A 21,303-nucleotide genomic window follows, 5' to 3' on the forward strand; every position below is an offset into this window, starting at 1 on the left:
TTGTTCGGTCGGATTCAAATGGGTCTCCTGCCCGCATTATAAAGTTGCCCGGGCCGGCTGTATGCCGATCCCGGGCGGGTGGCGCAATCTTTACGTAAATGTAAGAAAATGTTCACACGTCAACAATTGACGAACGCCTTGTGGCCGATTATGGGTCCGGTGACGAGTTAGTCCTCCATGCCGAGGTCGATCGTCGTGCCCTCGAATACCTTGTTGACGGTGCGGACGGCGCACATCTTGCCGCACATGGTGCAGGTGCCCTCGGTGGCAGCAGGGGATTCCTCGTAGCGCTTCTTGCCGGTGACCGGGTCGAGCGCGCACGTCCACATGGCGTCCCAGTCGAGCTTGCGGCGTGCCTGGCCCATCTTGTCGTCCATGTCGCGGGCGTGGGGCACCTTTTTGGCGATGTCGGCGGCGTGTGCGGCAATCTTGGTGGCCATGAGGCCGTCGAGCACATCCTGGGCGTTAGGCAGGCATAGGTGCTCTGCCGGTGTCACGTAGCACAAAAAGTCGGCACCCGAGCTCGCGGAGATGGCGCCACCGATGGCTGCGGTGATGTGGTCGTAGCCCACGCCGATATCGGTCACCAGCGGCCCGAGCACGTAGAACGGGGCGTTGTGGCACAGGCGCTTCTGCAGTTTCATGTTGGCGGCGATCTCGTCGAGCGCCATGTGCCCCGGGCCCTCGACCATGACCTGGACGCCGGCGGCCCAAGCGCGCTTGCACAGCTTGCCCAGCTCGATCATCTCGGCGGTCTCGGTGGCGTCGTTGGAGTCGTAGAGGCAGCCCGGGCGGCAGGAGTCGCCGAGCGAAATCGTCACGTCGTACTCGTGGCAGATCTCGAGCAGCTCGTCAAAGTACTCGTAGAAGGGGTTCTCGTTGCCGGTGACCTCCATCCAGCCAAACAGCAGTGAGCCGCCGCGGCTGACGATGTTCATGAGACGGCCGGTCTCCTTAAAGGTTTTGGTGACCGACTTATTGATGCCGCAGTGGATGGTCATAAAGTCCACGCCGTCCTCGGCGTGCGCGCGCACGACCTCGAACAGGTCGTCCTTGGTAAGCTTGACAAGCGGCTTTTCCATGTAGCCGATGGCGTCGTACATGGGGACGGTGCCCACCATGAGCGGCGTCTCGTCGATGAGCTGCTGTCGGAATTGGCGCGTCTTGCCCGAGTTGGAGAGGTCCATGATGGCGTCGGCGCCAAAGTCCTCGGCGATCTTGACCTTCTTCCATTCCTCGGCGGCATCGGCCTTGTCGCCCGAGATGCCCAGGTTGACGTTGACCTTGGTAGACAGGCCCTCGCCGACGCCAAAGGCACGCATGCCCTTTTTGATATGCACGATGTTGGCGGGAATGGCGATGCGGCCGTCGGCCACGCGCTCGCGGATGTACTCGGGGTCGCGATGCTCGCGCTCGGCAACCTCCTTCATCTGCGGTGTGATTTGCCCGGCGCGGGCGAAGTCGATTTGCGTGACGAGCTTGGGCTCGGTCTGTGTGCTCATTGGCACGGCTCCCTTCGTTGGCATTACCCATATCAGGTTTGCGGGTCAGGGCGGGCGCGCCCAGTCTCAGCCTGCCGTCTTGTCCTGCAAGCTCCCCGTTTATGTGGTGGGCTCAAGTATAGCTCGAATGGGTACGATTGACGCGACGAGCATGCCCGCGGGGAGGCGAACATGGAAGACAAGCATCTGTATCGAGAGACGCAGTGGGATGTGTCGGCCGAGGAGAGCCGCGCCCATCATGGGCTGGTCGCAATTGGTTTCGCGATTCTTGTCGTGATGGTGATTGCCTGTTGTATCTGGACGTTTGGCGGGCGTGGGGGAGTTTCCTGGACGTTTGAGGCGGACGATAGCCTGCCGATTATGACGGCGAAGGTCGCGGGTGGCAATACCGTTGCCGCGCCGGGCGACTATTGGTATCCGCGCGACAAGTTTGTGCAACTGCAGCTGAGCGGTGGTTCCATTCCTGGTGAAGAGATCGAGCGCGTGACCTTCGATGCGTCGCTTAGGACGCTGTCGGTCGAGCTCAAAGATCAGGGGGATGTACCCACGACCATGGATATAGCCCTGACGGAATGGCGCCTGGAGCCTCCGTCGGGTGTTGAGACGCCCGAGGTGGAGCACGTTAAGGTTACCTACCAAGATGGCTCGACGAGCGAGATTGCAAAAGCCGACGGCCTGGCGGAATAGACGCCGTGCCTAGGCAGCACATTCAAAAGTAGCGGTAGTCCTACAAGGCCTGTTCGTTCAGGAAGACCAAAGTGTTTTTATTTGAAAGCTCGGGAAAGTAACGATAACCAACGTCGAACGCGGTGAGCCCGCTTACATCCTCGAACTTGTTTTCTGCCATCCAGCGCACCATGGAGCCGCGCGCTTTTTTGCTGGCGGTCGAGCGTTGGATGGGCTTGCCGTTGCGGATGCCTTCACCAAAGAGACATGTGACGACCGTGGTGTCGGTGGTGAGGCGGGTCAGAACGGCTTTGGCGTATTCCGCGCTGGCGAGGTTGACGATCGTGGCGTTGGAGCCTGCCGGAGCGATGACCCGTGCGAGCTTGTCGCCCCAAAACGCGTAGAGGTCTCGGGCATCGTCGACGGCAAGCTTCGCGCCCATCTCCAGCCGATACGGTTCAACGGCATGAAAGGGGCGTACGCATCCGTAAAGGCCCGAGAGGATCCACAGATGGTCTTGCAGCCATGCGAGCTGTACGGAATCCATCACCTCGGGCGCCATGCTTTGGTATTGAATGCCGTGATAGGACATGACGGCAGGGGAGAGGTGACGGGCGAGTGCGGGATTGTCGAGATCGCCGTTTTGCAAGATGGGCTCGAACTCATGCAGGGTGTTGAGGCAGGGCCCCAGCAGTTTGTCACTCACGTTCCACAGCGCCTGCAGGCTGCCGCTGCCTTCATTCCGCTCGATATCTAGCAGTGCGCGGTGGAGGCGAGCCGTCTCGCGCACAAAGGGTGGAATGCCCAGGACTTCAAAAGCATCTTGGGCCGCGCGCATCTGCTTGGCGGGCGAAATGATGACCTGCAGCATGGACTCTCCTCTGTCAAAAAGGAAGTTGCGGTGTAATACGGTCTGTTTTGGCCGTTTATGGGCCAGTTTAGTCCGTATCTCACCGCAACTGATGAAGGGTTGATTAGGCGCGCTCGATGAAGGCCTTGTAGCCGCGATAGGCCTCGTAGATATCGGCCTTGTTGGCGACCTCCCACAGGGCGTGCATGGATAGGACGGCAACGCCGGAGTCGATGACGTTCATGCCGTACTTGGCCATGATGTAGGCGATGGTGCCGCCGCCGCCCGCGTTGACGCGACCGAGCTCGCAGGTCTGGAAGTCCACGCCGGCCTCGTCCATAATGTCGCGGATGAGAGCCATATACTCGGCGTCGGCGTCGTTGGAACCGCCCTTGCCGCGGCTGCCCGTGTACTTGTTAAAGCACAGGCCGCGACCCATAAAGGCTGCATTCTTGGTCTCGAACTTGCCGGCGTAGCCTGGGTCGAAGCCGGCGGACACGTCAGAGGAGAGCATGCGGCTGCGGGCGAGTGCGCGGCGCAGGGCCAGCGGGCTGCCCTCGCCGGCGAGCGTCATGATCTCGGCGACGGTGTTCTCGAAGAAGCGGCTTGTCATGCCGGTGGCTCCCACGGAGCCAATCTCCTCCTTGTCGACGATGAGCGTGATGCTCGTGCGCTCCACGTTGGCCACATTGATCTGGGCGAGCATGGAGGGGTAGGCGCAGACGCGGTCGTCGTGGCCATAGCCCAAAATCATGGAGCGGTCGAGGCCCATGTCGCGGGCGGGGCCGGCGGGCACGACCTCGATTTCGGCGGAGAGGAAGTCCTCCTCCTCGACGTCGTACTGCTCCTTGAGGATATCCAGGAACATCTGCTTGACGGGCTCCTTGGGAGCGTCCTTGTCGTCCTCGTCAAATTTTACGGGACGGCCGCCCACGATCACGTCGAGGATCTCGGCGTCGACGGCGTCCTTGGCGGGCTTGGACATCTGCTCGCTCGAGAGGTGAATCAGCAGGTCGGAGATGGTAAAGACCGGATCGTCGGCCTTGTCGCCGATGTTGATGTCGACGGTGGTGCCGTCCTTTTTGCAGATGACGCCCACGAGTGCGAGCGGGGAGGCCACCCAGTGGTAGCTCTTGACGCCACCGTAGTAGTGCGTGTCGAGGTAGGCCATGTCGCCGGCCTCGAAGGCGGGATTCTGCTTGAGGTCCAGACGCGGCGAGTCCACGTGGGCGCCCAGGATGTTAAAGCCCTGCTCGAGCGGGGCGGTGCCCAGGTTGACGAGCATAAGATCCTTGCCGTGGTTGGCGGCGTACACCTTGTCGCCTGCCTTGAGCTCGCGGCCTTCGGCGATTACGGTCTCCAGGTCGACGTATCCCGCCTCCTCGGCCATCTTGATGCCGGTCTTGACGCACAGGCGCTCGGTCTTGTTCTCGCTCAAAAACTGCTTATAGCCGCGGCAAAGCTCCTCGAGCTCCTCGATTTGCTGTGGCGTGTACTTTTTCCATGCGCAGGGACGCTCCATGACGCAGGCTCCTTTCGGATCGATCGTGCTGGTTGTTGTACCGTGAGCCATCGTATCACTCGGGAACGCGCGGTGGCGGGGGAGCTTGATGTGCGGTGGCCGCGGGGCGGGGAGCGTGTAAACTGGAGTGAGCAAGCCGTGCCCAGTCCAAAGCGAGGTATTCAATATGTCTGACAAGCGCCGCACCTTTGCCGTTATCGACGGCAACTCGCTCATGCACCGCGCCTTCCACGCCGTGCCGCCGACCATGAACGCGCCGGACGGTCGCCCCACCAACGCGATCTTTGGCTTTCTGAACATGTTTCTTAAGATGATCGATGCCTTTAGCCCCGACGGTGTGGTCGTGGCGTTTGACAAGGGCAAGCCGCGCGTGCGCATGGAGATGCTGCCGCAGTATAAGGCGCAGCGCCCGCCCATGGACCCCGATCTGCATGCGCAGTTTCCCATGATTAAGGAGCTGCTCACGGCGCTCAACGTGCCAATTCTGCAGTCCGAGGGCTGGGAAGGCGACGATATCCTGGGAACCATGGCGCGCCTGGGTGAGGAGGCCGGCTGCGACATGCTGCTGGTGACCGGCGACCGTGACATGTATCAGCTTGTGACCGAGCACGTCAACGTGGTCTCGACTCGCAAGGGCCTGTCCGACGTGGCGATCATGACGCCCGAGAGCGTGGACGACCTGTATCACGGCATTACGCCGGCGCTCGTGCCCGATTTTTACGGTCTGAAGGGCGATACGTCGGACAACATTCCCGGCGTACCGGGCATCGGCCCCAAAAAGGCGAGCGCGCTCATCGCGCAGTACGGCAGCTTGGACGAGGTCATTGCGCATGCTGACGAGGTCAAGGGCAAGATGGGCGAGAACCTGCGTGCACACATCGACGATGCGCTACTGAGCCGCAAGGTTGCGACCATCCGCACCGATGCACCTGTCGAGCTCGACTTTGACGCGACGTCCTTCCCAGCGTTTTCTGCCGATGAGGTGTCCGCGGCGCTGGGCGCACTTGGCATTACGGCCATGCAGAACCGCTTCCTGGCGCTGATTGGCGGCGAGGGCGGGGTCGTGCCCGCTGCCAGCGCGTTCGAGATACCCGCGGTTTCGCGTGCCGCCGCCGGCGACGCTGAGGCACTTGCTGCTGTGGCGGCCGAGATCTCTCGCGCGATTGATGCGGGCGAGTGGGTCGCCGCCGTGGTGGACGATGACAAGGAGGAGGGTGCGCTCTTTGGCCTGACGCGTACGCTGTGGCTGGCGACGTCCAAGGGGCTCTTTGCGCTCGAGGAAGCCGATGACGGCACGCCTGCCACTGTCGAGGGCTTCAATTCTGCCCACGGCGTTATCGCTGGCGTGCTCGCGCGCCTGTTTATGGAGGGCCGCGTGGCGAGCCCGGACATGAAGGCGTTGCTGCATGAGCTTTCGCCCATCGATTCTTCTGAGCCCGAGCTCATGGACCCGCTGGCAGTCGATTCCGTGCGCATCTTTGATACCGTGGTTGCCGCGTACCTGTTGGATTCCGACCGCTCCGAGTTTGACGAGGCATATCTGGCCGATACCTATCTGCAGATGGCGCTGCCTGCGGCGCGCGGTGCGGATGGTGCTGGCGAGGACGCTCCTGCTCCTGCTGCCCGTACCGCGGCGTTGACGCTGGCACTCGTGGCGCCGCTTCGCGACCGCATGGCCCGCGAGAACGCCGCCAACGTGTTCGATGGCATTGAGATGCCGCTCGTGCCGGTGCTTGCCAAGATGGAGCGCGCGGGCATGCTCGTAGATCCCGACCGGCTGCGCAGCCTGTCCGAGGGCCTGGCGACCCAGATCACCGAGGTCGAGCGCAGCATTCGCGACCTGGCAGGTGATGAGACGTTTAACATCGGCAGTCCCATGCAGCTCTCGCACGTGCTCTTTGACGTTATGGGGCTTCCGACCAAGGGCCTCAAAAAGACCAAGCGCGGGTACTATTCGACCAACGCCAAGGTGCTGAGCGACCTTGCCCGTGACCACGAAATCGTGCGCCTGATTTTGGACTGGCGTGAGAAGTCCAAGATCAAGTCGACCTATCTGGACACGCTAGGTCCGCTGCGCCGTGGTGACGGTCGCGTGCACACCACGTACAACCAGACCATCACGGCAACGGGTCGCCTGTCCTCGAGCGACCCGAACCTGCAGAACATCCCGACGCGCTCTGAGCTGGGCCGTACCGTTAAGACGGCGTTTTCGGCAGGCGAGGGCAGTGTCTTTTTGGCGGTGGACTACTCGCAGATCGAGCTGCGTCTGCTGGCGCATCTCTCGGGTGACGAGCACCTGGTGCGCGCCTTTAACGAGGGCGAGGACTTCCATGCCGAGACGGCCGCGCGCGTGTTTGGCGTTTCCGTGTCCGAGGTAACGCCCGACCTGCGCAGTCGCGCCAAGGCCGTGAATTTTGGCATTGTGTATGGTCAGCAGGCGTACGGTCTGTCGCAGTCGCTGCACATCTCGATGGCCGAGGCGCGTGGCATGATCGATCGCTACTACGAGGCCTACCCGGGCGTGCGCACGTTCCTCGACAACGTGGTGGCGCGCGCCAAGCAGACGGGCTACGCCGAGACCATGTACGGTCGCCGGCGTCATATTCCGGAGCTCAAGGCCAAAAACCCGCAACTCCGTGGCTTTGGTGAGCGTACGGCCATGAATCACCCCATGCAGGGCACCGCCGCCGACATCATCAAGATCGCCATGGCCCGCGTAAGCCGCCGCCTGGAAGAAGAGGGCTTTGCCGCCCACATGATCTTGCAGGTGCACGACGAACTGGACTTTGAGTGCCCCGTCGACGAAGTCGAGCGCCTCACCGCCATGGTCCAAGACGTCATGGAGCACGTCGTAGACCTCCGCGTACCCCTCATCGCCGAAGCCAGCACCGGCGTAACCTGGGCCGACGCGAAATAGGAAAGCGCCCACAATTCCAAAGTAATTAAAGGCAGAAGGGGGCTCCTTGCCAACAAGGAGCCCCCTTCATTCCAAAAAATCAGCCAAGTATCTAGACACCCAAGACGCCATCTAGGCGGCAAGCAAGTCAACATAGCCATGCCCGGGGCCGGCCGTTTGATTTTTGTAGATTCCGCACGAGCCGAAGGCCACTTAATGTGGCCTTCGAGCGAGCCCAGGACCTGACCGAGCAAAAATCAAACGGCCGGCCCCGGGCATGGCGACGAGATAGATTACCGAGCCGCCAAGATGGCGTCGATGAGCGTCAGTACGCCCCCGTCGTTGTTGCTCGGAATGCGCCACTTGGCGTGCGCATTCATATGCTCTTCGGCATTGTCCACGATAAAGCTATGCCCGACGCGCTCGAGCATGGGGATATCGTTGTAGGTGTCGCCCACGGCGGCGGCATCGGCGATATCGATGCCCAAGTGCTCGCACAGGTGCGCGACGCCGGCGCCCTTGTCGACGCCCAGGTTCATAAAGTCGATCCACTCGCGGCCCGCATTGGTGACGTAGAGCTGATCCGAGAACGCGGGGTTATAGGTCTCGCGGAACGCAGGCTCAGCGTCGTAGGCGGGGAAGAAGATCGAAATCTTGTTGGACTCGAAATCAATGCCCTCAAAGCTGTCGACGTAGTTGATTGTGTTGTAGTAGACGCTGATCTCGTCGTGGTATTGATGGTCGCGGGCAAGCACGTAGAACTCGTCGAAGCAGCACAGGACGGGAACGGCGCGAGAATCCTCCGAGGCACGAGCGAGCACCTGTTGATACAGCGCCACATCGATATTGCTCTTATAGATATAGTTGCCGCGATATATCACGCACGCGCCGTTGTCGGGACAAAAGGCGAGGCGGTTCTTGATGCCCTCGAACATCTCCTCGAGCTTGGGGGCGGGACGTCCGCTGGCGGGGCAGAATACGATGCCGGCTTCGGCGAGCTTGTCCAGGCGTTCGTCAAGTCCTTGCGGCAGCACGCGCTCGTCGGTCAGCAGCGTCTTGTCCATGTCGACGGCGATGAGCTTAATGTTTCCGATATTGGCGTCCGATTCGTAAGTTTGCATAAAAGCGAGCCTTTCGTTTCGAAATTGTTTCAGACGTTATAACCATCAACTCGTAATCAGGCGTATTTTCGCAGGAACGGAGCGTATTTGCACTGCATTTCACAAACTAATGAAAAAACTTTTCAGAAATTTGAATTTGTCGCTTGTGCAGCGGGCACTTTAGCGTAATATAGCGACCATCGAAAACGGAGACGGCAAAAGAGCCGCTTACCGAGGAAAAGGTACCGTTTGCGATATTAGAATTGCGCCCGGCGATGTGTGAAAGGAGAGGCAGATGCAGTTCGTAAAGATCATCACCACTGCAGACAATGCCATCCGACGCCAGCGCGCAATTTCCCGACGACGATAACAATCGTCTCTGTCCGCATGGGGCGAATTGCCTCAACAGAGTCATTTTAAGGTCGTTGGGTTTTAGCACGACATTGCTGCATGTTTCTAGGGCATGTATGTGCTGATTTTTGCTATTTAACCTGATATTGCACGGTACGTGACCTTGAAATGACTTGCAACTGACCGATGTTCTAACTAGCTACCAAGGGCGAAAGGAAACAGCCATGAGCAAGGAAAAAGTAGTTCTCGCATATTCCGGTGGTCTTGATACATCCGTATGTGTCAAGTGGCTCCAGGACGAGAAGAATCTCGATGTCGTTTGCGTCTGCGGCAACGTGGGCCAGGAGGAGACCGGCCTGGATGCCAAGAAACAGAAAGCGCTCGACCTGGGCGTTCTTGATTGCCAGGTGCTCGACCTGCGCGATGAGTTCTCCGATGAGTTCCTGACCAAGGCCATCGCCGCAAATTCCATGTACGAGAACAAGTACCCGCTGCTTTCCGCTCTGTCTCGCCCGCTGCTCGCCAAGAAGCTTGTCGAGGTCGCCCACGAGTTTGGCGCGACCTACGTCGCCCACGGCTGCACCGGCAAGGGTAACGACCAGGTTCGTTTTGAGGCTGCCGTCAAGGCCCTCGACCCCGAGCTTAAGGTTATCGCCCCGGTTCGCGAGTGGGATCTGAAGTGCCGTCCCGACGAGGTCGCCTATGCTCACGCCCACAACGTGCCGGTTCCCGAGGGTGCCAACGACAACCCCTATTCCATCGACGACAACCTGTGGGGTCGTGCCATTGAGTGCGGCCACCTGGAGGATCCCTGGAACGAGCCGCTCGACGACGCCTGGGTTATGACCAAGAATCCCGAGGACACGCCCGACACCCCGACCTACACCGAGATTGAGTTTGAGGCCGGCAAGCCCGTCGCCGTCGACGGCAAGAAGATGAAGCTCTCCGAGATCGTCATCGCCCTCAACAAGATTTCGGGCGATAACGGCTTTGGTCGTCTCGACCTGGTCGAGGATCGTCTGGTGGGCCTCAAGAGCCGCGAGTGCTATGAGGTTCCCGGCGCCCTGACGCTTATCACCGCCCATAAGGCGCTCGAGGATATTTGTGTCGAGGGCGATCTGCTCAAGACCAAGATTAAGCTCGAGCAGGATTGGGCCACCGCCGTGTACAACGGCCAGTGGTACAGCCCGCTCAAAAACGCACTCGACGCCTTTATGGCCGATACCCAGAAGTTCGTGACCGGCACCGTTCGTCTGAAGTTCTTTAAGGGCAACTGCCATGTTGTCGGCCGCAAGAGCCCCTTCAGCCTCTATGACTACGGTCTGGCCACCTACGACCGCGACACCACGTTTGACGAGAAGGCCAGCGCCGGCTTTATCGAGATCGACACGCTGTCGCTCAAGACGTGGGCCAAGGTCCAGGGTCCCAGCTCTGCTGCCGCTCAGGCTTAAGTCTTTCTCCCTTGGTATCCGCGCGGCCCATCCGCGTGATACATAACGGGCGCATGGGGTCCCTACCTTTCGTTATGCTTGCTGACACTTCTTAACATCGGTGGCCCCTACATTCCGCCCGCATATATGATGCCGCGTCTGCGGCTGAGTCCGAGCCCCGCCGGGGTTGTCCGGCGGGGCTCCTTCTATCAATTTGGCGGCTTTGCGCCTATATATATCTGAGGAGTATCCATTATGTTCAATGCTATCGCGCATGCTTTACTTGCCCTCGCGCCCGAGTTCGATGCTGCAAAGGTCGAGGATGTCCCTATGAGCCTGAAGGCATGGATTGACGGCTCGGCGAGCAACGGCTGGCGGGAGTCGATGGGCGCCAAGTGCCTGGTGCGTCACTTCTTTGCAAATTAGCCACATGGTCTCGCGCACGGCGGGGAATGTGCAAAACTAGCGGTTGATAAATCGCTTTAGCGACATGGCGCTTTGCTTTGGGCGCTTGTTTTGGTATTTGGAGAAAGGGGACGGTTCCATGGCTCTTTGGGGCGGTCGTTTTGAGACAGGCGTGGCCGAGGTCACGCAGGAGTTTGGCGCGTCGCTGCCGGTCGACAAACATCTCTATAAGCAGGATATCGCTGGCTCTAAGGCACATGCCAAGATGCTGGCGGCCCAGGGCATTATCAGTGCAAAGGACGAGCAGGCGATTGCCGAGGGTCTGACCGCAATCGAACAGGATATCGATGCCGGCAACTTCACCTTCGATATCAACGACGAGGACATTCATATGTCCATCGAGAGCGAGCTGACCCGTCGCATCGGCGAGGCGGGCAAGCGCCTGCATACCGGGCGTTCGCGCAACGACCAGGTGGCGACCGATACGCGCCTGGGCGTCAAGGCGCTGGCCAAGGAGCTCATGGAGGCCAATCTTGAGCTGCGCCACGTGCTGGTGGATGCGGCCAAACAGTACGACAAGGTGATTCTGCCGGGTTACACGCACATGCAGCATGCTCAGCCCGTGCTGCTGTCGCATCATCTGCTGGCGTATTCTTGGATGTTCGCGCGCGACTTTACACGCCTGAAGGCCGCCTTTGATGCTGCCGACAACTGCCCGCTGGGCGCTGCCGCGCTTGCCGGTACGAGCTATCCGCTCAATCGTCAGATGACGGCCGCCGAACTTGGCTTTGCGGGCGTGATTCCCAACTCGCTCGATGCGGTTTCCGACCGTGATTTCCTCCTCGACCTGCATTACGCCGGCTCCGTCATGGCGATGCACCTGTCGCGTCTTTCCGAGGAGATCGTGCTGTGGTCGAGCTCCGAATTTGGCTTTATCACGCTTTCCGACTCGTATTCCACTGGCTCGTCCATCATGCCGCAGAAGAAGAACCCCGATTTTGCCGAGCTTATCCGCGGCAAGAGCGGCCGAGTCTATGGCAACCTGGTGCAGCTGCTCGTGACCATGAAGGGCCTGCCGCTCGCTTATAACAAGGACTTGCAGGAGGACAAGGAGGGCGCGCTCGATACCGCCCATACGCTCATGCAGTGCCTGTCCGTTATGGCCGGTATGATCTCGACCTGGACCGTCAACGAGGATGCCATGGCGCGCGAGTGCGGCGTGGGGCACCTTGCCGCTACCGATGTTGCCGATTACCTGGCCAAGCGTGGCCTGCCGTTCCGCGAGGCCCACGCCGTGGTGGGCCATTTGGTCCTGATGTGCGAGAAGCGCGGCTGCAATCTTGAGGACCTGCCGTTTGAGGTGTTCCAAGAGGCAAGCCCGCTCTTTGAGCACGACATTACCGAGGCGCTCGACATCCCGTCGATTGTCGCTGCACGCACGACCGAGGGCGGTACCGCCCCTGCCGCCGTTGCCGTGCAGCTGCAGCGTGCCCAGGCACAACTCGTTGCCGACGAAGGTATGCTTGGATCGCTGACCAAGGTCGTCGAGATGGGCCACGGAGCAAAGTAAGGGTTTAGTTGAAGCGGCTTTGGCCATTTATTGATAAATCGTTTTTGCTTTTACGGGCGTCTGTTGCTGCGGGCGCCCGTATTTTGTTGCAATGGGGAAGGGGCTTGTCGAGAACTTCTGTAGGACCTTTGGGCAGGTTGTGAAGGGGGTACGTTCACGGGCGGCAACCGACCGTCCGCTCGGTTCGGCGCGGTTGATGCGCGGTCGGATGGTACTCTAATCAGGCTTCGAAACAGAAGTGACACATATGGAACGTTTTAATAAATTGTAATGTTTCAAAAAACAGCTTTTTGTTTAACTGCAGCTAAAACTCTGTTACGATGCAGTCCAGGCGGGTGCCGGAATGGGACTTGGGCACGCGCGAACCTACTTGAAAGGCTACCTTATGGCTATCGAGAAGACCTTCATCATGATTAAGCCCGACGCTGTGCGCGATCGCAAGATCGGCGAGATCGTCGCTCGCATTGAGCGTAGCGGCCTTGTCATCGAGCGCATGGAGATGACCACGCTCGAGCGCGCTACCGTCGAGGAGCACTACGCCCATCTGGCCGACAAGCCCTTCTTTGGCGATCTCTGCGACTTTATGACGAGCGGTCCGGTCGTCAAGATGGTCGTTTCCGGTCTCTCCGCTGTCTCCAAGATGCGCACCCTTATGGGCGCTACCAACCCGCTTGACGCTGCCCCCGGCACCATTCGCGGCGACTTCGCTGTCGATGTCAACGCCAACGTGATCCACGGCTCCGACTGCCTGGAGAACGCCGAGATCGAGATCAAGCGCTTCTTTGGCTAAACCAGCTTTGACTCCTCAAAGCTGTTAGCGTGTGGCTTTGGCGCCGCGGAATTCCATCCGCGGCGCCCTTTTTATTCCAGTAGATTTCTAGGTATATCCCAAAAATCTACTAAACAGCCCCCGTCCGGATGTGTGTTCCGGACGGGGGCTGTCGTTAACGTATGGTGTTGTAAGTCTTTAAGCCTCGTCGACGACCTTGAGTCCGCGGGTCTGGTCAATCTCGTTGATGAGATTGACGCGACGCTCGTGACGGCCGCCCTCGAACTCGGCATCGAGCCACTCGTCGACGATCATCTTGGCGAGCTCGGAGCCCACGACGCGGGCGCCAAAGGCGAGCACGTTGGTGTTGTTGTGCATGCGCGAGAGCTTGGCGCTGAAGGGCTCGGAGCACACGACGGCACGAACGCCCTCGACCTTGTTGGCGGCCAAGCTAATCCCGACACCGGTGCCACAGATGAGGATGCCCAGATCGACGTCGCCGTTGGCTACGGCTTTGCCCACCTTGTAGCCGGCGATGGGGTAATCAAAGCTCTCGGAGGTGTCGGTGCCAAAGTTCACGACCTCGCAGCCGCGCTCCTTCAGGTGCTCGGAGATGATGTTCTTGAGCTCGACGGCGGCGTGGTCGTTACCGATACCGATCTTCATGGATGCTTCCTCTCTGGTCTGTGCGGCGAGATTGCTAAAGGTTTTACCGCGTTCGACTGCATGATAGCGCGACTTTTGTGTAAACGCTCGGGCGTTTTTTGCTCAAACGCTTTAGCATGCAATAAGACCGGCTTCTCATGAATAATGCCGCCAATTTGTGCTTGAGCGCCGTCCGCCGGAACCATGGTTGTGGTTTTTGATGCATTGTTATCAAATAATAATAGCGAACTATTTTGAGAGCCCAGCCCGTTATACAAGTAGGAGATACCTATGCCTGCCGATTCCCTTCGTGATACCGCGTTTTGCGATGTTTTGAACCGCGAGCTTGTCTGTGCGCTCGGCTGCACCGAGCCCATTGCCGTTGCCTATGCAGCGGCGCTGGCGAGCCAGACGCTCGGCTGCGAACCCGATCATATGGATGTTGCCTGCTCGGGCAACATCATCAAGAACGTAAAGAGCGTTACCGTGCCTAACTCGGGCGGTATGCATGGTATTGAAGCCGCGGCCGTGCTGGGTGCCGTGGGCGGCGACGCCAAGAGCGCGCTCGAGGTGCTCGAGAGTGTTGACGATAAAGACCGTGCTCGCGTGGCCGAGCTCCTCGCCGATGCCGGCTACTGCGATGTGTCGCTTGTCGAGGGCGTGCCCAACCTCTACATCAAGGTGACTGCCACGGCCGGGGGGCATACCGCGGTCGTTGAGATTACCGACCACCACACCAATGTCACGTGCCATACACTCGACGGTATTCCGGTATGCGGCAAGTCGGTGGGGGAGTGTGCCGCCTGCGCCGAACGCGTGGTGGCCGAGCGCACGGCAGATAGCGCCGACACGCCCATGTCGATTGAGACCATCATCGACTTTATTGAGGACGGCGATGTTGAGGGTGCTCGCGCTGCCGTTGAGCGTCAGATCGAGCTGAACGGCGCCATTAGCGCAGAGGGCTTGGCGCACGCTTGGGGTGCCGAGGTGGGCCGTACGCTGCTGGGCGCTCGTGCCGATGACGTCGCCTGCCGTGCCCGTGCCCGTGCAGCCGCCGGGTCCGACGCCCGCATGAACGGCTGCGCACTGCCGGTCGCCATTGTGTGCGGCTCGGGCAATCAGGGCATTACCTGTGCATTGCCCGTTATGGAATATGCCGAGTACCTGCGCTGCGACCACGAGCGCCTGGTGCGCGCCGTGATGCTGTCCGATCTTATTGCCGTGCATATCAAAAGCTATATTGGTGCACTTTCGGCATTTTGCGGTGCTATTTGCGCCGCGTGCGGTGCCGGCGCTGCGATTACCTGGCTGTGCGGTGGCACGCGTGATCAGATCGGCGCGACGGTCTCGAATACGCTCGGCAACGTGGGCGGCATCGTGTGCGATGGCGCCAAGGCGAGCTGTGCCGCCAAGATTTCCGCAGCCGTTGATGCGGCGATTCTAGGCCACGATATGGCCATGCAGGGCCGCGGTTTCCGCGCCGGCGAGGGCCTGATCCAAGATACCGTTGAGCAGACAATCGCCAGCATGGGCTATGTGGGTCGCGTGGGTATGAAGGACACCGACGTCGAAATCCTCAACATCATGATCGGCAAAACCCAGGTTTGTTAGGATCGTTCGTTGGCTACTTGGTGCTCGTAGAAGGCATCGATTACGGCGTTAAAGTCGCGGGCGAAGTCTTCCATGGTTCCGCGCCAGGTGGCTCGACTGGGTTTTCCCTGGCCAACATAGGCAGTTTGAATACCGCAGGCGGGGCTGGGGAAGTCGCGCTTGGGGTCGTTGCCCACCATAAGGACCTCGTGCGGTTCGAGCCCCATGGCCTGCAGCTGCTCCAGGTAATAGGTGGCATCGGGCTTGCAACGGGTGGCGTTTCCCATGTGCGTCACGAGCTCAAAGGGGGCGTCGGCCAGGTCACCCCAACCCATGCGGCATTCGATGGCCCCCTGGGGAAAGCTGGGGTTGGTAAAGAGTGCGCAACGCAGTCCTGCGTCCCGTACAGCCTGGAGTGCGGCGTGTGCACCCGGCATGGCGTGGGCATTGATGGCATCGTCATTCTTGTACGGGAGAACTTCGCGTTCATAGTAGGTAAACGCCTCGTAGATGAGTGGGTCCGAGAGGCAGATGCCGCACCTGCGCTCGACCTCGGTGCGGTAAAACTCAAGATTGGTGCGATTGTCCGTGCCGCTTCGGCGATTGGCGTTGAGGTCGACCAGGATGGTGCCGAGGCGTGCCATCGTGCCACCGCGGCTGCATCGTCCGATATCCGCGAGCATTGACGAGACATCCTTAAAATAGCGAAGGATAAACGCGTTGAGATTGATGCTGAGAAGCGTCTCGTCCATATCGAAAACGACTGCTTTGAGCACGCGGGCACCTTTCTCGAAAAATCGTTTAGAACGTTGGCTCCGGATACTTTACCCCAAAGCCGTATACTCAACTGCTTATCGTCAACTTATGGAGACGGTCGTTCACAAGATTGCGAAAAAGTCTCCATACGAGTAAAAAATCGCAGTTCACGCTTGAAATCGAAGTGATTTCCACGTAACCTATACGAACGTGATTGCATAAGCGTCACATTAGTATCTGTCGGCTCCCGAGTGTTCCTAAACGTTGTGTGCTTGTCGCACCCTTCTGTAGGTCCTAGCAATCGGGGCCCCGTAGTTCGAAAGGGGTCCACCTTTGAGTGAGATTCAGAACTCGTCCATTTTCTCTCTTGACGATGTCAACGAGGAGGAGATGAACAACCTCATCGACGGTACGATTACCGACTTTGATGAGGGCGATCTCGTTAACGGTACTGTCGTTAAGATCGAGCATGACGAGGTGCTCGTTGACATCGGATTCAAATCCGAGGGCGTTATCCCGGTCCGCGAGCTGTCCATCCGCAAGGACGCTAACCCTGCAGACATCGTTGCACTCGGTGATTCCATCGAGGCCCTGGTTCTCCAGAAGGAGGACAAGGACGGTCGTCTGGTCCTTTCCAAGAAGCGTGCCGAGTACGAGCGTGCTTGGAACCGCATCGAGGAGAAGTTCAACTCCGGCGAGAACGTCGAGGGCGAGGTTATCGAGGTTGTCAAGGGCGGCCTGATCCTCGACATCGGCCTGCGTGGCTTCCTGCCCGCTTCCCTCGTCGACCTCCGTCGCGTCAAGGACCTCACCTCCTACATGGGCACCCGCATCGAGGCCCGCGTCATCGAGATGGACCGCAACCGCAACAACGTCGTTCTCTCCCGTCGCGTCGTGCTTGAGGAGTCCCGTAAGGCCGAGCGTTCCGAGATCCTGTCCAAGCTTAAGTCTGGCATGCGTCTCCAGGGCACCGTTTCCTCCATCGTCGACTTCGGCGCCTTCGTCGACCTCGGCGGTATCGACGGTCTCATCCACATCTCCGAGCTCTCCTGGAACCACGTCAACCATCCTTCCGAGGTTGTCAAGGTCGGCCAGGAGGTCGAGGTCGAGGTTCTCGACGTCGATCTCAACCGCGAGCGCATCTCCCTGGGTCTCAAGCAGACCACCGAGGATCCGTGGCGCGCACTGGTCAAGAAGTACCCCGTCGGCGCTATCGTCGAGGGCACGGTGACCAAGCTTGTCCCGTTTGGCGCTTTCGTCGATCTGGGCGAGGGCATCGAGGGCCTGGTGCACATCTCCGAGATGGCCAACAAGCACGTCGACCAGCCTTCTCAGGTCACCCACGTGGGCGACAAGGTTCAGGTCAAGGTCATGGAGATCGACCTCGACCGTCGTCGTATCTCCCTGTCTATGAAGTCCGCTGCTGAGACTCTGGGTGTCGAGATCGAGGTTACCCCGCTGCCTTCCGAGAAGAAGGACGAGGAGACCGACGCCGAGTAAATCGGTTTGACGATCACTTGCTTTAAGGGATCCGTCCGCAATGGACGGGTCCCTTTTTGCGTTTGCCGGTGAGGTGCGCAATGCTACTCGTGCGCAACGCTGTCCGGGCTGTTCACGGGGGCTATTGGGTTGTCGGTGCATGAAAATGCCGACATCCCGCCTCGGGGAGGAGGCGGGAACGCACCGAGTAGACGGAGGGGTGCGGAGCGCGGTCGCGTCTCGACTGGCGACGTTGCCCATCGACGACCCTATTGTACCGCATGGCATGGTTCTTGGTATATCGTGTCGAACGCTTGTGTTGTGCCTTTGCCTGCGGCAACGGTGTGTTACACTCTTGCACTGCTGAGTGGGCCAGACGGTCGCGCGATGTGCTGCTTGCGGCACGCGTGAGGAAAGTCCGGGCTCCAGAGGGCGGGATGCCGGCTAACGGCCGGGCGGAGTGATCCGACGGAAAGCGCCGCAGAAAAGAAGACTCCCACCTGCGCCGCAAGGCGTAAAGGGAAAAGCTGAAACGGTGGTGTAAGAGACCACCAGCGTCGTGGCAACACGGCGGCTTGGCAAGCCCCATCCGGAGCAAGCGCGAATAGGAACGCTATGGGCCGGCCCGGTCCGCGTTCGGGTAGCGTGCGTGGAGCTGCACGGTAACGTGCAGACAAGATAAATGACCGTTCACGACAGAACCCGGCTTATAGGCCCACTCGGCACTTTGTTGACGCTGCGAACCCGTCAGCGCGACAATCTGCCTTTCAAGCCTTCGGGCATGACCATAAGGTCAATGCCCTCGTCTTTCAAGGCACCTTGCTCGCGCTGACGGGTTCTCGCTTTCGTTGACGGAATCATCGGCGGTTCCGTTCTTGGCATCTCGCTGTTTTTGCCTGGTCATCGGCAGCCTCATTCCTGTTGCAATCTCGTCTTTCAAGGCACCTTGCTCGCGCTGACGGGTTCTCGCTGTTGGTGACGGCATCATTGGCGTTTTCGCTCTTGTTGGCGAGGACAACGGTGCTGTCTTTGCCGTATTATTGAGGCTGTTTGTTGCCGCGCTTAGTTTTGTTGAGGGGCTTTGTTGGACAGCTATTTTACCCTGCGATCGAATATTGAGGCTTCTGGCGAGTTTGTGGATCGCAAGAGCCGGTTTATTGCCCAGCTGGTCCATATTGAATCCGAGGATGAGGCGAATGCCTTCATCGAGATGGTTCGCAAGCGTCATTACGACGCTCGACACAATGTTCCCGCGTGGATTTTGGTCGATGGACGCGAGCGTCAGAGTGATGACGGTGAGCCGAGCCGCACGAGCGGCATGCCGACGCTCGAGGTGTTGCGCGGCGCTGGGCTCAAAAATGTTTGCTGCGTGGTGACGCGCTATTTTGGCGGCACGCTGTTGGGGCCCGGTGGCTTGGTGCGCGCCTATACCGCGGCGACGCAGGCGGCGGTGGCAGCTGCTCAGGAGGCAGGGCAGGTCGTTGAGATGACGAGCGTCGTGCCTGTTGACGTGCACGTGGCCTATCCGCAGTATGAGCAGGTGCTTCGTTTGGCGCAGGATTCGGGTGCCAAGGTTTCGGATACCGATTACGCGGATGCCGTGACGATTCATTTGGTGTTTAAGGCGGGGGAGCAGGAGCCGTTTTGCGCTAAGATGCGCGAGCTTATGGCGGGGCGCGAGGAGATTGAGGTCGGCGCTCCCAAATTTGCCGAGTTCTAACGGCGACGGCCGGCGTGCTTTTGGATGAATCCCAAGCACGCCGGCCGTCGTTTTCTGTTGCCGCCGTTTACTCGGCGAGCTGCTTTAGCACATCGCAGGCGATCTCGATGGCGTCGTCGATGCAGCCGGGGCAGCTGCGGAGCGGACCATTGTCCGATCCGATGCCCTTGAGCGTGCCGCAGACGGTCGTCGTGTTTTTCGTTTTAAAACGCTTGGCGATTTCGCGCGACAGCTTGTAAGTCTGGCCCTTGGTCTTGGGGTTATCCATGCCGTCGCTCATTACAAAGCCCATGATGGCCACGGCGCCCGAGATAGCGCCGCAGGTCTCGGTCATGCCGCCCATGCCGGCGCCAAAGCCCTCGGTGAGGATAAAGGCGGTCTGGGGGTCGAGCCCGACGGCGGGTGCGAGCGTGCAGGCGACGGCCTGTGCGCAGTTAAAGCCACGGGCGTGGTATTCGGCAGCCTGAGCCTGACAGGCGGTGATGTCGAGCTGGGCAGTATCGATTTGCTTCATCGTTGTCTCCTCGGTAACGGTGTACTCGCCTATGGTACCCTTGCCGATGCATTTGTTCATCGAAAGCCTCATGTATGCCTCATTTTTATCTATCGAATAAATGCCAAGATCTGCGATAAATGCCCCCGGTTGATTTGTCTCATAACCTACCTTGGGGATGGGTTGAGAGGGGTGCGGGGTAGCGGTATCGTGAACCGGATAAAAATGTAACCCAGGCAAGGGAGCTAGATATGAGCGAGCAGACCATCGGTACGACATGTGTTCAGGGCGGCTATCACCCGGGAGACGCGGAGCCGCGCCAGGTGCCCATCTACCAGTCCACCACGTGGAAGTATGACACGTCCGAGCACATGGGCAAGCTGTTTGACCTGGAGGAGTCTGGCTATTTCTACAGCCGTCTGCAGAACCCTACGTGCGATCTGGTTGCCGCCAAGATCTGCGAGATGGAGGGCGGCACCGCTGCGATGCTCACGAGCTCGGGCATGGCTGCGAACTTCCTCGCAATCTTTAACGTGGCCGGCGCCGGCGATCATGTGGTCGCAAGCTCGGCCATCTACGGCGGTACCTACAACCTGCTTGCCCATACCATGGGTCGTATGGGCGTTACCTGCACGTTCGTTGCCCCCGATTGCACCGATGAGGAGCTCGAGGCAGCCTTTGAGCCCAATACCAAGCTCGTCTTTGGCGAGACGATCGCCAACCCTGCCCTTGCCGTGCTCGATATTGAGCGCTTTGCCAAGGCCGCGCATGACCACGGCGTGCCGCTGATGGTCGACAACACCTTCCCGACGCCCGTGATGTGCCGTCCCTTTGAGTGGGGCGCCGATATCGTTACGCACTCCACCACCAAGTACATGGATGGACATGGGGCCTGCCTGGGCGGCGTGATCGTCGACCACGGCCAGTTTGATTGGATGGCCCATGCGGACAAGTTCCCGGGTCTCACCACGCCCGATGAGAGCTACCACGGCGTGACCTATGCCGAGAAGTTCGGTCGCGAGGGCGCCTTCATTACCAAGGCAACCGCTCAGCTCATGCGCGACCTCGGCCCCATGCAGAACCCGCAGGCGGCATTTTTCCTGAACAGCTCGCTCGAGAGCCTGCATGTGCGCATGCCGCGTCATTGCGAGAACGGCCTGGCTGTTGCCAAGTTCCTGCAGAGCCATCCCAAGGTGCGCTTCGTGAGCTATCCGGGTCTGGAGGGCGACAAGTACTATGACCTAGCTCAAAAGTACATGCCCAACGGCACCTGCGGCGTTGTGAGCTTTGGCTTTAACGGTGGTCGCGCGGCGGCAGAGACCTTTATGAAGAGCCTCAAGCTCGCTCAGATCGCCACGCATGTGGCCGACGCCCGCACTTGCTGCCTGCATCCCGCTAACGCCACGCACCGCCAGATGAACGATGAGGAGCTTATCGCCTGTGGTATCTCCGCCGACATGGTGCGCCTGTCGTGCGGCCTCGAGGACACGGCCGATATGATTGCCGACCTTGAGCAGGCGCTCGAGCAGTGCTAGGCTAGCGTTCGTGCAAGGCGCCGA

General features: G+C 59.7%; 18 protein-coding genes and 1 other RNA gene. 11 read left to right on the top strand and 8 right to left on the bottom strand.

The genetic code is table 11. The annotated features are described in order from the left end of the window. Window positions 1-167: 167 nt before the first annotated feature. Window positions 168-1,502 (bottom strand): phosphomethylpyrimidine synthase ThiC, encoded by a 1,335-nt coding sequence (thiC, locus tag ACTQV4_RS01780; protein WP_441554562.1) that lies wholly within the window; start codon window positions 1,500-1,502, stop codon window positions 168-170. 171 nt (window positions 1,503-1,673) lie between these two features. On the opposite strand from thiC, the gene ACTQV4_RS01785 reads away from it, so the two are divergent. After that, window positions 1,674-2,189 (top strand): hypothetical protein, encoded by a 516-nt coding sequence (locus ACTQV4_RS01785; protein WP_427719236.1) that lies wholly within the window; start codon window positions 1,674-1,676, stop codon window positions 2,187-2,189. A gap of 40 nt (window positions 2,190-2,229) precedes the next feature. Here the strand turns inward: ACTQV4_RS01785 and ACTQV4_RS01790 are convergent, their stop codons facing one another. Further along, window positions 2,230-3,039, bottom strand: a complete 810-nt coding sequence (locus tag ACTQV4_RS01790; RefSeq protein ID WP_441569157.1) for a YaaA family protein — start codon at window positions 3,037-3,039, stop codon at window positions 2,230-2,232. 103 nt (window positions 3,040-3,142) lie between these two features. Beyond that, window positions 3,143-4,540: an aminopeptidase gene (locus ACTQV4_RS01795; RefSeq protein WP_441031862.1), complete on the bottom strand. Its 1,398-nt coding sequence runs from the start codon at window positions 4,538-4,540 to the stop codon at window positions 3,143-3,145. Between the two features lie 166 nt (window positions 4,541-4,706). On the opposite strand from ACTQV4_RS01795, the gene polA reads away from it, so the two are divergent. Then, window positions 4,707-7,457: a DNA polymerase I gene (polA, locus tag ACTQV4_RS01800; protein WP_441031860.1), complete on the top strand. Its 2,751-nt coding sequence runs from the start codon at window positions 4,707-4,709 to the stop codon at window positions 7,455-7,457. 272 nt (window positions 7,458-7,729) lie between these two features. Here the strand turns inward: polA and ACTQV4_RS01805 are convergent, their stop codons facing one another. Further along, entirely contained in the window at window positions 7,730-8,557 is an 828-nt protein-coding gene (locus ACTQV4_RS01805) for a Cof-type HAD-IIB family hydrolase (protein WP_427795799.1), read from the bottom strand. A gap of 554 nt (window positions 8,558-9,111) precedes the next feature. On the opposite strand from ACTQV4_RS01805, the gene ACTQV4_RS01810 reads away from it, so the two are divergent. The 4 genes from ACTQV4_RS01810 to ndk all read left to right on the top strand — a co-directional run bounded on the left by ACTQV4_RS01810 (window position 9,112) and on the right by ndk (window position 13,082). Next, window positions 9,112-10,338, top strand: coding sequence for an argininosuccinate synthase (locus ACTQV4_RS01810; protein ID WP_035138001.1), 1,227 nt, complete (start codon window positions 9,112-9,114; stop codon window positions 10,336-10,338). Between the two features lie 234 nt (window positions 10,339-10,572). After that, window positions 10,573-10,743 (top strand): hypothetical protein, encoded by a 171-nt coding sequence (locus ACTQV4_RS01815; RefSeq protein ID WP_154515301.1) that lies wholly within the window; start codon window positions 10,573-10,575, stop codon window positions 10,741-10,743. A gap of 118 nt (window positions 10,744-10,861) precedes the next feature. Beyond that, the gene (argH, locus tag ACTQV4_RS01820) at window positions 10,862-12,292 is read left to right on the top strand and encodes an argininosuccinate lyase (protein WP_441031859.1); all 1,431 of its coding nucleotides are present in this window, start codon (window positions 10,862-10,864) and stop codon (window positions 12,290-12,292) included. A 385-nt stretch (window positions 12,293-12,677) separates the two neighbouring features. After that, a complete protein-coding gene (gene ndk, locus ACTQV4_RS01825; RefSeq protein WP_441016258.1) occupies window positions 12,678-13,082 on the top strand; it encodes a nucleoside-diphosphate kinase in 405 nt (134 codons plus the stop codon). A 177-nt stretch (window positions 13,083-13,259) separates the two neighbouring features. Here ndk and rpiB read toward each other — a convergent pair whose 3' ends face one another. Both rpiB and ACTQV4_RS01835 read right to left on the bottom strand, forming a co-directional pair. Then, on the bottom strand, window positions 13,260-13,727 hold the full coding sequence (gene rpiB / locus ACTQV4_RS01830) for a ribose 5-phosphate isomerase B (protein WP_427719257.1): 468 nt from the start codon (window positions 13,725-13,727) through the stop codon (window positions 13,260-13,262). Continuing rightward, window positions 13,724-13,984: a hypothetical protein gene (locus ACTQV4_RS01835; RefSeq protein ID WP_441569159.1), complete on the bottom strand. Its 261-nt coding sequence runs from the start codon at window positions 13,982-13,984 to the stop codon at window positions 13,724-13,726. The genes rpiB and ACTQV4_RS01835 overlap by 4 nt, the downstream gene beginning before the upstream one ends. Before the next feature lie 13 nt (window positions 13,985-13,997). Here ACTQV4_RS01835 and ACTQV4_RS01840 point away from each other — a divergent pair, with 13 nt between their 5' ends. Next, window positions 13,998-15,317 carry an L-cysteine desulfidase family protein gene (locus tag ACTQV4_RS01840; protein ID WP_441569161.1) on the top strand — a complete coding sequence of 440 codons (1,320 nt, stop codon included), beginning with the start codon at window positions 13,998-14,000 and terminating at the stop codon, window positions 15,315-15,317. Here the strand turns inward: ACTQV4_RS01840 and ACTQV4_RS01845 are convergent. Next, complete coding sequence (locus tag ACTQV4_RS01845) at window positions 15,314-16,072, bottom strand: HAD family hydrolase (RefSeq protein ID WP_441016252.1); 759 nt, start codon at window positions 16,070-16,072, stop codon at window positions 15,314-15,316. The genes ACTQV4_RS01840 and ACTQV4_RS01845 overlap by 4 nt on opposite strands. Window positions 16,073-16,385: 313 nt before the next feature. Here ACTQV4_RS01845 and rpsA point away from each other — a divergent pair, with 313 nt between their 5' ends. The 3 genes from rpsA to ACTQV4_RS01860 all read left to right on the top strand — a co-directional run bounded on the left by rpsA (window position 16,386) and on the right by ACTQV4_RS01860 (window position 19,251). Continuing rightward, window positions 16,386-17,552, top strand: a complete 1,167-nt coding sequence (rpsA, locus tag ACTQV4_RS01850; RefSeq protein WP_154515317.1) for a 30S ribosomal protein S1 — start codon at window positions 16,386-16,388, stop codon at window positions 17,550-17,552. 343 nt (window positions 17,553-17,895) lie between these two features. Continuing rightward, window positions 17,896-18,257: RNase P RNA component class A (gene rnpB / locus ACTQV4_RS01855), an RNA gene on the top strand. Window positions 18,258-18,612: 355 nt separating this feature from the next. Then, on the top strand, window positions 18,613-19,251 hold the full coding sequence (locus ACTQV4_RS01860; RefSeq protein ID WP_195838524.1) for a YigZ family protein: 639 nt from the start codon (window positions 18,613-18,615) through the stop codon (window positions 19,249-19,251). Between the two features lie 67 nt (window positions 19,252-19,318). Here the strand turns inward: ACTQV4_RS01860 and ACTQV4_RS01865 are convergent, their stop codons facing one another. Beyond that, window positions 19,319-19,837 (bottom strand): C-GCAxxG-C-C family protein, encoded by a 519-nt coding sequence (locus tag ACTQV4_RS01865; RefSeq protein ID WP_195838525.1) that lies wholly within the window; start codon window positions 19,835-19,837, stop codon window positions 19,319-19,321. A gap of 158 nt (window positions 19,838-19,995) precedes the next feature. Between ACTQV4_RS01865 and ACTQV4_RS01870 the strand changes: the two genes are divergently transcribed. After that, the gene (locus ACTQV4_RS01870) at window positions 19,996-21,279 is read left to right on the top strand and encodes an O-acetylhomoserine aminocarboxypropyltransferase/cysteine synthase family protein (RefSeq protein WP_441016249.1); all 1,284 of its coding nucleotides are present in this window, start codon (window positions 19,996-19,998) and stop codon (window positions 21,277-21,279) included. Window positions 21,280-21,303: the final 24 nt, after the last annotated feature.

Origin of the sequence: Collinsella sp. LCP19S3_B11 (assembly GCF_052121915.1) — a bacterium.
GTDB lineage: Bacteria > Actinomycetota > Coriobacteriia > Coriobacteriales > Coriobacteriaceae > Collinsella.

Bases quoted from the DNA above. Each gene is read 5' to 3' on its own strand.
- ACTQV4_RS01865 (WP_195838525.1), bottom strand. From the start codon at position 19,837: ATGAGGCTTTCGATGAACAAATGCATCGGCAAGGGTACCATAGGCGAG.
- polA (WP_441031860.1), top strand. From the start codon at position 4,707: ATGTCTGACAAGCGCCGCACCTTTGCCGTTATCGACGGCAACTCGCTC.
- ACTQV4_RS01790 (WP_441569157.1), bottom strand. From the start codon at position 3,039: ATGCTGCAGGTCATCATTTCGCCCGCCAAGCAGATGCGCGCGGCCCAA.
- ACTQV4_RS01795 (WP_441031862.1), bottom strand. From the start codon at position 4,540: ATGGAGCGTCCCTGCGCATGGAAAAAGTACACGCCACAGCAAATCGAG.
- ACTQV4_RS01810 (WP_035138001.1), top strand. From the start codon at position 9,112: ATGAGCAAGGAAAAAGTAGTTCTCGCATATTCCGGTGGTCTTGATACA.
- ACTQV4_RS01870 (WP_441016249.1), top strand. From the start codon at position 19,996: ATGAGCGAGCAGACCATCGGTACGACATGTGTTCAGGGCGGCTATCAC.
- ndk (WP_441016258.1), top strand. From the start codon at position 12,678: ATGGCTATCGAGAAGACCTTCATCATGATTAAGCCCGACGCTGTGCGC.
- rpiB (WP_427719257.1), bottom strand. From the start codon at position 13,727: ATGAAGATCGGTATCGGTAACGACCACGCCGCCGTCGAGCTCAAGAAC.
- thiC (WP_441554562.1), bottom strand. From the start codon at position 1,502: ATGAGCACACAGACCGAGCCCAAGCTCGTCACGCAAATCGACTTCGCC.
- ACTQV4_RS01785 (WP_427719236.1), top strand. From the start codon at position 1,674: ATGGAAGACAAGCATCTGTATCGAGAGACGCAGTGGGATGTGTCGGCC.
- ACTQV4_RS01805 (WP_427795799.1), bottom strand. From the start codon at position 8,557: ATGCAAACTTACGAATCGGACGCCAATATCGGAAACATTAAGCTCATC.
- ACTQV4_RS01840 (WP_441569161.1), top strand. From the start codon at position 13,998: ATGCCTGCCGATTCCCTTCGTGATACCGCGTTTTGCGATGTTTTGAAC.
- ACTQV4_RS01815 (WP_154515301.1), top strand. From the start codon at position 10,573: ATGTTCAATGCTATCGCGCATGCTTTACTTGCCCTCGCGCCCGAGTTC.
- argH (WP_441031859.1), top strand. From the start codon at position 10,862: ATGGCTCTTTGGGGCGGTCGTTTTGAGACAGGCGTGGCCGAGGTCACG.